This is a genomic window from Peterkaempfera griseoplana, assembly GCF_001418575.1.
GTDB lineage: Bacteria > Actinomycetota > Actinomycetes > Streptomycetales > Streptomycetaceae > Peterkaempfera > Peterkaempfera griseoplana.
In genome coordinates this window covers 1-12,438 of record NZ_LIQR01000244.1, presented here as the reverse complement: position 1 = coordinate 12,438, position 12,438 = coordinate 1, and the positions used below count along the sequence as shown (strand labels likewise).

The window sequence follows — 12,438 nt, the reverse complement described above, 5'->3', positions numbered from 1 at the left end:
CCTCCGCGTCGGCCCCCTCCGCGTCGGCCCCCGCCTCCCCGGTGGCGAACGCCGACCCCGCGTCGGTGAAGGGCTGCAAGGCGCCCTCGGCGGGCAACCCCAACGGCAAGCAGTGGCAGAAGGAGCCGGCGATCAGCGTCGACACCTCGGCCAAGTACCAGGCCGTGCTGGACACCAGCTGCGGCAAGGTGACGCTGGAGCTGGACCCCGGCAAGGCCCCGCACACCGTGAACTCCTTCGTCTTCCTGGCCGGCCAGCACTACTTCGACCATGTGCCGTGCCACCGGCTGACCACCAGCGGCATCTACGTGCTGCAGTGCGGCGACCCGACGGGCAAGGGGTCGGGCGGCCCTGGGTACCAGTTCAAGGACGAGAACCTCAAGGGCGCCACCTACCCGGCCGGCACCGTGGCGATGGCCAACGCGGGCCCGGGCACCAACGGCAGCCAGTTCTTCCTGGTCTACCAGGACACCCAGCTGCCCCCCAGCTACACCCCGTTCGGCAAGGTCACCGGGGGCCTGGACGTGCTGAAGAACATCGCCGCGGGCGGTGTGGTGGGCGGCGGCCAGGACGGTGCGCCGGTGGCCGGCGTGAAGATGGAGAAGGTCACCGCGGTCAAGGAGTGACCGGGGTCCGAACGCCGCGCGAAAAGGCCCGGCCCGGATGCGGACAGCACTGGCGCCCGTCGCCTATGTTGCTGTTGTGTAGGGTGCCCTGACCCGGCGGCTGCGACCCTCGCATCGCAAGAGCGGCACGTCGGACGGCCGGACCGTCAGCCGGGCGGCCGTACATCAACTGTGGACGACGTCCGCGCACCGGCGGCCCTGCGCCGCCGGGCCCGGATGTCATGTGGAGGAGGCGCTGTGACCAGCGACCCGTGGGGCCGTGTCGACGAGCAGGGGACCGTCTACGTACGGACGGCCGAAGGAGAGCACGTCGTCGGCTCCTGGCAGGCAGGCTCCCCCGAGGAGGCGCTCGCGTACTTCGAGCGCAAGTACGAGGGACTCGCCGTGGAGATCGGCCTCCTCGAGCGCCGGGTGCGCACCACCGACCTGGCGCCCAAGGACGCCCTGACCGCGGTGGAGCATCTGCGGGCCCAGGTCGTCGAGGGCCACGCGGTGGGAGATCTGGCGGCCCTGGCGAAGCGGCTGGACGCGCTCACCGCGGAGGTCGAGTCCCGCCGTGAGGAACGCAAGGCCGCCCGGGCCAAGGCCCAGGACGAGGCCCGTACCGCCAAGGATCAGCTGGTCGCCGAGGCGGAGCAGCTGGCCGAGTCCACCCAGTGGCGGGAGGCCGGGGACCGGCTGCGCGCCCTGGTGGACATCTGGAAGGGCCTGCCCCGGCTCGACCGCAAGAGCGACGACGAGCTGTGGCACCGCTTCTCGCACGCCCGCTCCGCGTTCTCCAAGCGGCGCAAGGCGCACTTCGCCACGCTGGACCAGCAGCGGGACGAGGCGCGGGCACGCAAGGAGCGCCTGGTGCAGGAGGCGGAGGCGCTCTCCGACTCCACCGACTGGGGTGACACCGCCGCCCGCTACCGTCAGCTGATGACGGAGTGGAAGGCGGCGGGCCGCGCCCAGCGGGACACCGAGGACGAGCTGTGGGCCCGCTTCCGCGGTGCCCAGGACGTCTTCTTCCAGGCCCGTTCGGCGGTCTTCTCCGAGCGGGACGCCGAGCAGCGGGAGAACCAGACGCTGAAGGAGGCGCTGCTGGTCGAGGCCGAGGCGCTGCTGCCGATCGGCGACCTCAAGGCCGCCAAGGCTGCCTACCGCGGGATCGGCGAGCGCTGGGAGGCCATCGGCCATGTGCCGCGGGACGCCCGGCCGAAGCTGGAGGCGCGGCTGCACACCGTGGAGCGGGCGATCAGGGAGGCCGAGGAGGCCGAGTGGCGCCGCACCAACCCGGAGGCCCGGGCGCGCGCCCAGGGCATGACGGGGCTGCTGCAGGCCGCGGTGGACAAGCTGGAGGCCGAGCTGGCGCGGGCCCGTACCGCGGGCAACAGCTCCAAGGCCGCCAAGCTGGAGGCCGAGCTGGCGGGTCGCCGCGAGCTGCTGGAGCAGGCGCAGAAGTCGCTGGAGGAGTTCAGCGGCTGAGGTCGGTGAGCCCGCTGCGACGTACGGCGGCGGCCGGGACCTGTGTGAACGGGTCCCGGCCGCCGGGCTTTCCGGGCGGCGCCGGTCCTTCAATTGCCGCACATCTGCGCTACCCCGGGCGGTCATTCCGGGGTCGGCGGGGTCGGGCACACATACAGGTGCCACGCCCTCAGTGGCCTCGCCGCCCTCGTCCCCGGAGCGTCCGCCGTGACCGCTGCCCCACTGCTGACCCCTGCCTCGCCCGCTCCCCGTCCCGCCGGTCCGTCCGTTCCCCGTCCCGCCGTCCCGGCCGGGACCGAACCGGCCGCGACCGGACCCGCCGAGACCGGCTTCGCGGCGACCAGCCCCGCCGCGACCGGACCCGCCGAGTACACCGTCTCCCTCGCGGCCGACGAGGCCGACGTACGGGCGGTGCAGCGGCTGCGTCACCAGGTCTTCGCCCAAGAGCTCGGCGCCACCCTGCACTCCCCCGTCCCCGGCCTGGACATCGACGGGTTCGACGACTTCTGCGACCATCTGCTGGTCCGCGAGCGGGCCACCGGCACGGTGGTGGGCACCTACCGGATGCTGCGTCCCGCGGCCGCGCTGCGCGCCGGGCGGCTCTACTCGGAGGGCGAGTTCGAGCTGGCCGCACTGGCGGACCTCCGCCCGCGGATGGTGGAGGTGGGCCGCTCCTGTGTGCACCCCGGCCACCGCGACGGCGCGGTGATCGGCCTGCTGTGGGGCGGTCTGCTGCACTACCTCCAGGAGACCGGCTGCGACTGGATCGCCGGCTGCTGCTCGCTGGGGCTGGCCGACGGCGGCGGGTCTGCCGCCTCGGTCTGGGACCGGGTCAGCGACCGCAACCTGTCCCCCGAGGAGTTCCGGGTGCGGCCGCGCACCCCGTGGAGCCCCGAGGGGATCGCCCGGCCGTCGCGCGGTGCGCTGCCGGCGCTGCTCCGCGGCTATCTGCGGCTGGGCGCCTGGGTGTGCGGGGAGCCCGCGTACGACCCGGACTTCGGCGTGGCGGACCTGTTCGTCCTGCTCTCGCTGGAGCGCACCGATCCCCGCTATCTGCGTCACTTCATGGCGCTCGGGGCCTCCCGGTGAGCGTCTGGCGGCCGTCCGGGCCCTGTACGACCCGCGAATGCGTCGGTTCGCCGGACCGGTCGGCCGGGGTGCCGCGCAGAGTTCTGCGGCTGGCCGGGTGTCTGGCGGTGGTCATGGCCGGTCTGCTGCTGGCACCGCCGGTCCGGCGGTGGGCCGGGGCGCGGGCGGTGCCGCTGCTGCGGGTCTGGGTGCGGCTGGGCGCCGCCGCGCTGGGCGTCAGGATCCGGGTGCTGGACCTGTCGGGACGGGCGGCGGCTGCGGACGGGCCGGAGCTGCTGGTCGCCAACCATGTGTCCTGGCTGGACGTCCTGCTGGTGCAGGCGGTGCGGCCGGGCCGGATGCTCGCCAAGGCCGAGGTGGCGCACTGGCCGGTGGTGGGCCGCGCGGCGGGCCGCTGGGGCACCGTCTTCCTGGACCGGGAGCGGCCCAGGGCGCTGCCGGGGGCGGTCGCCGAGGTGGCGGGGGTGCTGCGCGGCGGTGGGCCGGCGGTGGTCTTCCCCGAGGGCACCACCTGGTGCGGGGCGCGTACGGGGCCCTTCCGGGCGGCGTTCTTCCAGGCCGCGCTGGACGCCGGCGCCCCGGTGCGGCCGATGGCGGTGCGCTATCGGCTGGCCGGGGGGCGGCCGGCGACGGTGCCCGCCTTCGTCGGCGACGACGACCTGGTGGCCTCGCTGCGACGGGTGGTCGCCGTCCGCGGGCTGGTGGCGGAGCTGGTGCTGCTGCCGGCGATACCGCCCGGCGCCGCAGCCGACCGGCGGGAGCTGGCGGCGGCCGCACAGCGGGCGGTGGAGCGGGTCCTCTCACCGGACCCGCGGCACCGCCGCGTACCCGACCCCGTGCGGGGCCGGGTACGGACGCCGGTGGTCAGCGCTGCTGACGGGCGGAGGTGACGCGGTAGACGTCATAGACGCCCTCCACACCGCGGACCGCCTTGAGCACATGTCCCAGATGCTTGGGGTCGCCCATCTCGAAGGTGAACCGGCTCATGGCCACCCGGTCGCGGGAGGTCTGCACCGCCGCGGACAGGATGTTCACATGCTGGTCGGACAGCACCCGGGTGACGTCCGAGAGCAGCCTGGAGCGGTCCAGCGCCTCGACCTGGATGGCCACCAGGAAGACCGAGGACTGGGTGGGGGCCCACTCCACGTCGATCATGCGCTCGGGCTGCTGGGAGAGCGACTCCACGTTGACGCAGTCGGCCCGGTGGACGGAGACGCCGTTGCCGCGGGTGACAAAGCCCACGATGGGGTCTCCGGGTACCGGGGTGCAGCAGCGGGAGAGCTTCACCCAGACGTCCTCGACGCCCTTGACGATCACCCCGGGGTCGCCCTTGGGCCGGCGGCGCCGGGCGTGCTCGGGCGACGGGGTGGTGATCTCCGCGATGTCCTCGGTGGCGCCCTCCTCGCCGCCGAGCGCCTGGACCAGCTTCTGCACGATGGACTGCGCCGCGACATGGCCCTCGCCGATGGCGGCGTAGAGGGAGGAGATGTCGGGGTAGCGCATCTCGTGCGCCAGGGTGACCAGGGAGTCGCCGGTCAGTATCCGCTGGATCGGCAGGCCCTGCTTGCGCATGGCGCGGGCGATGGCGTCCTTGCCCTGCTCGATGGCCTCCTCGCGGCGCTCCTTGGAGAACCAGGCGCGGATCTTGTTGCGGGCGCGCGGTGACTTGACGAAGCCCAGCCAGTCGCGGGAGGGACCGGCGCCGGCGGCCTTGGAGGTGAAGACCTCCACCAGGTCGCCGTTGTCCAGGGTGGACTCCAGCGGCACCAGGCGGCCGTTGACCCGGGCGCCGATGCACCGGTAGCCGACCTCGGTGTGCACCGCGAAGGCGAAGTCCACCGGGGTGGACTTGGCCGGCAGCGCTATCACGTCGCCCTTGGGCGTGAAGACGAAGACCTCGTTGCTGGAGAGGTCGAACCGCAGCGACTCCAGGAACTCGCCCGGGTCCTCGGTCTCCTTCTGCCAGTCGACCAGCTGCCGCAGCCAGGCCATCTCGTTGAGGTCGCCCTTGTCGCCGGCCTTGCGGGGCGCGGCGGGCGCGTCGGTGCGGACCTTGGAGGCGCCGGCGACGGCGCGCTGCTTGTACTTCCAGTGCGCGGCGATGCCGTACTCGGCGCGGCGGTGCATGTCGAAGGTGCGGATCTGCAGCTCGACCGGCTTGCCGCCGGGCCCGATGACCGTCGTGTGCAGCGACTGGTACATGTTGAACTTGGGCATGGCGATGTAGTCCTTGAACCGCCCGGGCACCGGGTTCCATCGCGCATGGATGGTCCCCAGGGCCGCGTAGCAGTCCCGGACGGTGTCGACCAGCACCCGGATGCCCACCAGGTCGTAGATCTCGGCGAAGTCGCGGCCCCGCACGATCATCTTCTGGTAGACCGAGTAGTAGTGCTTGGGGCGGCCGGTGACGGTGGCCTTGATCCGGGCGGCCCGGAGGTCGCCCTGCACCTGGTCGATCACGGTGGCCAGGTACTCGTCGCGCTTGGGGGCGCGCTCGGCCACCAGCCGGACGATCTCGTCGTACATCTTGGGGTAGAGGATCGCGAAGGCGAGGTCCTCCAGCTCCCACTTGATGGTGTTCATCCCCAGCCGGTGGGCCAGCGGGGCGTAGATCTCCAGGGTCTCGCGGGCCTTCTTCTCCTGCTTCTCCCGCTTGAGGTAGCGCATGGTGCGCATGTTGTGCAGGCGGTCCGCGAGCTTGATCACCAGGACGCGGGGGTCCTTGGCCATGGCGACGACCATCTTGCGGACCGTCTCGGCCTGGGCCGCCTCGCCGAACTTGACCTTGTCCAGCTTGGTGACGCCGTCGACCAGCATCGCCACGGTGTCGCCGAAGTCGCGCCGCAGGGTGTCCAGACCGTACTCGGTGTCCTCCACGGTGTCGTGGAGCAGCCCGGCCATCAGGGTCGGGGCGTCCATCCCCAGCTCGGCGAGGATGGTGGTCACCGCGAGCGGGTGGGTGATGTACGGGTCGCCGCTCTTGCGCTTCTGGCCCCGGTGCCAGCGGTCCGCGACGGTGTAGGCGCGCTCGATGTCCCGCAGGTCGGCCTTGGGGTCGTTGCCGCGGACTATCCGGAACAGCGGCTCCAGCACCGGGTTGAAGGTGCTGGTGCGCTGGCCGCCGAGCCGGGCGAGGCGGGCCCGTACCCGGCCGCTGGAGGAGGAGGTGGGCGGCCGTACGGCGGAGGAGCCGCCGGCCGGCGCCACGGCACGTGAGCTGCCCGACCCGGCCGCGGTGGGGGCGGCTCCGGGCCTGGCCTCCTCGGTCCCGCGCGCGGCGGGCCCGGCTGCGGGGGCAGGCGCTCCCCGCTCGGCGGGGGCGCTGTCCTGGACAGCCGCGGCCTTGGGCACAACCTCTTCCGGCAAAGGGCGCTCCTCTGGCGAGCGGTTCCTTCCGTCCGACGCAGGAGCAGAAGGTGGAACCTTCATGGTACCCATGCGGCCGGTGGTCCGTTCTCCGGCGGGTACGGACGAAGATCACCGGGACCCCGCGCGGCCGTACCCGCACCCGCGCGGGAGTGCGGGTACGGGCGGGCTGGTCGTACACGAGACCCGGCCGCCGGGGCCGGACCGGCCCCCCGGGGATCCGGCGCCGGGGCGCTCAGACCGTGATCAGCGCCTCCAGCGGGGCCTCGCCGAGGTGCCCGGCCAGCCGGCCTCGGCCGTCCAGGAAGCCCAGCTCCATCAGCACCACCACACCGGCCAGCTCGGCCCCGGCCTGCCGCAGCAGGTCCAGCGCCGCGGAGACGGTCCCTCCGGTGGCCAGCACGTCGTCCACCACCAGAACCCGCTCACCGGGGACGAAGGCGTCGTGCTGCACCTCCACCACGGCGGAGCCGTACTCCAGGTCGTAGCTGCAGCTGTGCACCGGGCCGGGCAGTTTGCCCTGCTTGCGGATCGGCACAAAGCCGATCCCTGCCGCGTGGGCGGCGGGGGCGGCCAGGACGAAGCCGCGCGCCTCCAGGCCCACCACCTTGGTCGCCCCCAGCTCCGTGGCGCGGGCCGCGAGCGCGCCGACCATCGCCGCGAAGGCGGTGGCGTCGGCGAGCAGCGGGGCGATGTCCTTGAACATCACACCCGGCTGGGGGTAGTCCGGGACGTTCCGGATCCTGGAGAGCAGCAGCTCCGCAAGGCTGTCAGCGGCGGCCGTATGGGCGGTCAACGTGGTTCCTCTTCTCGGTGGCCGACGGGTGCCGTTGACCGACGATACCGGCGTGGCCCGGGCCGGGAGGAGTGAGGTGCCTCGCAGTCGCTGTCGGCGGTCCGCCCGGCCCGTGGTGTCCGGACGCGGGAGAACCGCCTTCCGCTTCCCCGAGATGAACCTGCGGAAGGGCCGAACGCGTGGAGCGGGGCAACGAGAACCGCCGTTCGGCGGGGTCGCCCCGTCGGTCGACGGTGGCTTCCCCTGCCGAACGGCGGTGGGGTGGAGCGAGGGGCCCGTCAGGGCGGGCCCGGGGTGGTGCGGGCGCTACGGTCAGTGGCGCTTGCCGGACGGCCGGCCCTTGCCCCGGCGGCCCACGGGCTGGTTGCGCTGGCCGACGACACCGGCCGGGACGGCCTCGTCCTCGGAGTCGCCCTCACCCTCGCCGTCCTCCGACTGCGGCTTCTCGGCCGCGGCCCTGGCGTCCGCAGCGCGGCGCTGGGCGACCCGCTTGGCCAGGGCCTTCATCTCCGGCTGCTCCTCCTTGAGCTGCGCCAGCAGCGGCGTGGCGACGCAGATCGAGGAGTAGGCACCGGCCGCCAGGCCGATGAACAGCGCCAGCGAGATGTCGTTGAGCGTGCCGGCCCCGAGCAGACCGCCGCCGATGAACAGCAGCGCGGCGACCGGGAGCAGCGCCAGGACCGTGGTGTTGATGGAACGCACCAGGGTCTGGTTGAGGGCGTGGTTGGCGGCCTCGCTGTAGCTGAGCCGGTTCTGCTTGGACAGGGTCCGGGTGTTCTCCTTCACGGTGTCGAAGACGACGACCGTGTCGTAGAGCGAGTAACCGAGGATGGTCAGGAAGCCGATCACGGTACCCGGGGTGACCTCGAAGCCCACCAGCGCGTAGACACCGATGGTGATCACCAGGTCGTGCATCAGCGCGACCAGGGCGGCGACCGCCATCCGCCATTCGAAGGCGATCGCCAGATAGATCGTCACCAGGATCATGAAGATGACCAGACCGGTGAGGGCCTGCTTGGAGATCTCCTTGCCCCAGCTGGGGCCGATCACATCGGCGTTGATGGTGTCGGCCTTGACGCCCAGGCTCTTGGAGAGCTCATCGGTGACCTGGGTGGCGGACTTGGTCTCGTCCTTGCTGATCTGGATGGTGACCTTGTCGTTGCCCACCGACTGGACGATGGGGGCGGTGTGCTCCACCACCTTGTCCGCGGCCGACCTGGCCTGCTCGACCGAGACGCCGGGCTTGGTCACCGTGTAGACCGAACCGCCGGTGAACTCGATGCCCAGCTTGAGCCCGTTCACCCCCAGGCCCACGACGGCGGCGAGCAGGATCAGCGCGGAGATGCTGTACCAGAGCTTGCGCCGCCCCACGAAGTCGAAGCTGACCTCGCCCTGGTAGAGGCGATGGCCGAGACTGCCGAGCTTGGACATCAGGCCTCCTTGGTGACGCCGGGACGACCGGTGCGGCGGCGGCCGCCACGGATGGGCGGACGGGCACCGAGCCGCTTGGGGTCGAGCCCCGACCAGGGGTGGCCGCCGCCGAAGAACTTGGTGCGGGCCAGGATGGTGATCAGCGGCTTGGTGAAGAGGAAGATCACCACGATGTCGAGCAGGGTCGTGAGGCCCAGCGTGAAGGCGAAGCCCTGCACCTTGCTCACCGAGACCGCGTACAGCACCGCGGCGGCCAGGAAGGACACGAAGTCCGACACCAGGATGGTGCGCCGGGCACGCGGCCAGGCACGCTGCACCGCGGTGCGCAGCTGGCTGCCCTCGCGGACCTCGTCGCGGATGCGCTCGAAGTACACGATGAAGGAGTCGGCTGTGATACCGATCGCCACGATGGCACCGCAGACCGCGGGCAGGTTGAGGGCGAAGCCGATGGCCTTGCCCAGCAGACACATGATCGAGTAGGTGAGCACCGCGGAGACGACCAGGCCGGCGATGCTGACCAGGCCCAGGCCCCGGTAGTAGACCAGGGAGTAGAGGACCACCAGGGCCAGGCCGATCGCACCGGCGATCAGACCGGCGTGCAGCTGCTCACCGCCGAGCTGCGGGGAGACCGTGGACACCGACTGGGTGGTGAAGTCCAGCGGCAGGGCGCCGAAGGCGAGGACGTTGGCGAGGTCCTCCGCCTCCTTCTGGGTGAAGCTGCCGCTGATCTCGGCGGAGTTGCCGGGGATGGCCTGGCTCACCGAGGGGGCGGAGACGTTCTGGCCGTCCAGCACGATGGCGAACTGGTTCTGCGGGGCGGTCTTGGCCGCCAGCTCACCGGTGGTCTTGGTGAAGGCCTTGGCACCGGTGCCGTCGAACTTCAGCTGCACGATCCACATGGACCGCTGGGTGTCGAACACCGCGCTGGCGTTGGAGACGTTGACGCCGTTCACCGCGACCGGGCCCAGGGCGTACTTCTCATAGGTGCCCTTGGGGAACGACGGGTTGGCCGACGCCTCCTGGTCGCAGGCGACCGCGTTGGCGGTGGTGGAGGTCTGGTAGTTCTTGCTGCGCTGCGCCTTGTCGGTGCAGTCCAGCGCGGCGAACTTGCTGGCCAGGTCGGCCGGCACGGTGCCCCCGGTGGTGGCCGAGGTGGCAGCGGACGGGGCCGAGGCGCCGGCCGACGGCTTGGGGGTGGCCGCGGCGGAGGCGCCGCCCTTGGCCGTGGCCGTCGGGGTGGCACCGGCCTCGAGGGCCTGGCTCACCGCGCGGCCGGCCGTGGTGCTGCTCGCGGTCGGGCTGGCCTTGGGCGTGCTGGTGCCGGAGCCGGCGGCCTTGGCCGTGCTGCCCGCGGACGGCTTGGGGCTCGCCGAGGAGCCGCCGGTCGCCGGGGTGGACGGGCTGGCGCTGGGCTTGACGGCGCCGGCCGGCACCGAGATACCGGTGGCCAGGACGGGCCGGAAGTACAGCTTGGCCGTGGTGCCGATCTGGGCGACGGCTTCCCGGGTGTCGTCCTTCCCCTTGCCGCGGGGGATGTTGACGACAATGTTCTTGCTGCCCTGGATCTGCGTCTCGGCCTCGGACACACCCATACCGTTGACACGCTTCAGCATGATCGCCGAGGCGGTGTTCATATTGGTCGGGTTGATCGCCTTCGGGTCCTTCGACGAGGCGGTCAGCGTGACGCTGGTGCCGCCGGCGAGGTCGATGCCCAGGCGGGGTGTGGTCAGGCCCTTGCCGAACATCAGGCCGACCAGTCCGATCGTGACGGCCAGGATGAACGCCAGTGCGCGCCCTGGATGTCCGTCGCGAGGACGCGACTTGGGTGTTGCCACCTTCTCGATTCTCCCTGTCCATGCGGCCCTGCGCCGGTGCCGCCCCGCGCCTGCTACGGCCTGCGGGGTGGCGGGCACGGCGGCCCCTGTCCTGAGGACCGGACGGCGGAGGTGCCGTCCGGTCGGCGAAGCACGCCGGGGCCTACTTGGCCGCCGAACCCTCGCCTTCCGTGCCCTCGACGACCTTGGCGTCGGCCTTGTCGGCCGCGGACTTCTCGAGGTTCAGCGGCTTGGGAGCGTCCTCGGCCTGCTCGGCCGTGCTCTCAGCTGCCTCCTCGGAGTCCTCGACGAAAGGCGGGACGTCCTCGTCGGACGCCGGGGCTCCGTGGACGATGGCCGCGTACTCCTCCGGCTCCAGGACCGCCGCGATGGCGTTCTTGGCGAAGTGCACGAAGATGCCGGGGGCTGCCTCGAGCTCGACGGTGTCGTCGTTGATGGACTTCACCACGGCGTACATGCCGCCAATGGTGCGCACACCGGAGCCGGGCCCCATGTTGTTGCGCATCTCGAGAGCCTGCTGCTGCTTCCTCTTGGCGTTGCGGGTCATGATGAACATGACGCCGACCAGAAGGAGCAGGGGGAGAAGGGTGGTAAGCACAGCTTGACAGGTCCTTTACGGGGCCGCGGGGGGCGACCGGTGTGGTAGAGGTTGCCGCCCTGGGAGGGGTGGCTCGGCGGAGTCTAGGGCGACCCGCCTTGGTGGGACAACGTCAAGCATTGCATCCGGGTTCCGCAAGTGGCGAGTCCCTGGCCGTGCGGAATGCGCTCACCCCTCGGTCGGGGGACCGTCGGACCCCCCGAAGAGCTGCTGCTGGGCGGGTCCGGCCGTCCGCTGACCGGGCGGCGCGGGAGGCGGTGTCAGCCCCAGGTGCTGCCAGGCCGCAGCGGTCGCGATCCGGCCCCGGGGGGTGCGGGCGAGCAGTCCCTCGCGGACCAGGAAGGGCTCGGCGACCTCCTCGACGGTCTCGCTCTCCTCCCCCACCGCCACGGCCAGGGTGGACAGGCCGACCGGGCCGCCCCCGAAGAGGCGCAGCAGTGCGTCCAGCACCGCGCGGTCCAGCCGGTCCAGACCGCGCGCGTCCACCTCGTAGACGTCCAGCGCCTGCCCGGCGATCTCGGCGGTGACCAGGCCGTCATGCCTGACCTGGGCATAGTCGCGGACCCGGCGCAGCAGCCGGTTGGCGATACGCGGGGTGCCGCGGGAGCGGCCGGCGATCTCCGCCGCGCCCCGGGAGTCGATCTGGACGTCCAGCAGCCGGGCGGAACGGTGGATGACCCGCTCCAGCTCGGCGGGGGCGTAGAACTCCATGTGGCCGGTGAAGCCGAACCGGTCGCGCAGCGGGGGCGGCAGCAGCCCGGCCCTGGTGGTGGCACCGACCAGGGTGAAGGGCGGCAGCTCCAGCGGGATGGCGGTGGCACCGGGGCCCTTGCCGACGACCACGTCGACCCGGAAGTCCTCCATCGCCATGTAGAGCATCTCCTCGGCGGGCCGGGACATCCGGTGGATCTCGTCGAGGAAGAGCACCTCGCCCTCGGTGAGGGAGGAGAGGATCGCCGCCAGATCACCGGCGTGCTGGATCGCCGGGCCCGAGGTGATCCGGATCGGGGCGTTCATCTCCGCGGCGATGATCATGGACAGGGTGGTCTTGCCCAGGCCGGGCGGGCCGCTGAGCAGCACATGGTCCGGGGTGGCACCGCGCTTGCGGGCGGCCTGGAGCACCAGGGACAGCTGCTCGCGGACCCGCTCCTGGCCGATGAACTCCCCCAGGTCCCTGGGGCGCAGCGCCGCCTCCACCGCCCTGTCCTCGCCGTCGGCGGAGGCGGTGAC

General features: G+C 72.1%; 10 protein-coding genes. 4 read left to right on the top strand and 6 right to left on the bottom strand.

The features are described from left to right. The 4 genes from AOK09_RS18630 to AOK09_RS18615 form a co-directional block, all read left to right on the top strand. On the top strand, window positions 1–626 hold a 626-nt coding region (locus tag AOK09_RS18630; protein ID WP_107101377.1), incomplete at its 5' end, for a peptidylprolyl isomerase. A 237-nt stretch (window positions 627–863) separates the two neighbouring features. After that, window positions 864–2,093 (top strand): DUF349 domain-containing protein, encoded by a 1,230-nt coding sequence (locus AOK09_RS18625; RefSeq protein ID WP_055588337.1) that lies wholly within the window; start codon window positions 864–866, stop codon window positions 2,091–2,093. Window positions 2,094–2,300: 207 nt separating this feature from the next. Continuing rightward, window positions 2,301–3,182, top strand: a complete 882-nt coding sequence (locus AOK09_RS18620; RefSeq protein ID WP_055588336.1) for a GNAT family N-acetyltransferase — start codon at window positions 2,301–2,303, stop codon at window positions 3,180–3,182. Between the two features lie 68 nt (window positions 3,183–3,250). Beyond that, on the top strand, window positions 3,251–4,072 hold the full coding sequence (locus AOK09_RS18615) for a lysophospholipid acyltransferase family protein (protein ID WP_245687358.1): 822 nt from the start codon (window positions 3,251–3,253) through the stop codon (window positions 4,070–4,072). Here AOK09_RS18615 and AOK09_RS18610 read toward each other — a convergent pair. From AOK09_RS18610 to ruvB, 6 genes are all read right to left on the bottom strand, one after another. Beyond that, entirely contained in the window at window positions 4,047–6,548 is a 2,502-nt protein-coding gene (locus tag AOK09_RS18610) for a RelA/SpoT family protein (RefSeq protein WP_055588334.1), read from the bottom strand. The genes AOK09_RS18615 and AOK09_RS18610 overlap by 26 nt on opposite strands. Before the next feature lie 235 nt (window positions 6,549–6,783). Further along, complete coding sequence (locus AOK09_RS18605) at window positions 6,784–7,344, bottom strand: adenine phosphoribosyltransferase (protein ID WP_055588333.1); 561 nt, start codon at window positions 7,342–7,344, stop codon at window positions 6,784–6,786. A 312-nt stretch (window positions 7,345–7,656) separates the two neighbouring features. Then, entirely contained in the window at window positions 7,657–8,775 is a 1,119-nt protein-coding gene (secF, locus tag AOK09_RS18600) for a protein translocase subunit SecF (RefSeq protein ID WP_055588332.1), read from the bottom strand. Beyond that, a complete protein-coding gene (gene secD / locus AOK09_RS18595) occupies window positions 8,775–10,610 on the bottom strand; it encodes a protein translocase subunit SecD (RefSeq protein WP_055588331.1) in 1,836 nt (611 codons plus the stop codon). The genes secF and secD overlap by 1 nt, the downstream gene beginning before the upstream one ends. 142 nt (window positions 10,611–10,752) lie before the next feature. After that, the gene (gene yajC / locus AOK09_RS18590) at window positions 10,753–11,208 is read right to left on the bottom strand and encodes a preprotein translocase subunit YajC (protein WP_265736736.1); all 456 of its coding nucleotides are present in this window, start codon (window positions 11,206–11,208) and stop codon (window positions 10,753–10,755) included. A 168-nt stretch (window positions 11,209–11,376) separates the two neighbouring features. After that, a partial coding sequence (ruvB, locus tag AOK09_RS18585; protein ID WP_055588330.1) for a Holliday junction branch migration DNA helicase RuvB occupies window positions 11,377–12,438 on the bottom strand: 1,062 nt, incomplete at its 5' end.

Excerpts from the sequence above, each read along its gene's own strand:
- secF (WP_055588332.1), bottom strand. The coding sequence starts at position 8,775 with ATGTCCAAGCTCGGCAGTCTCGGCCATCGCCTCTACCAGGGCGAGGTC.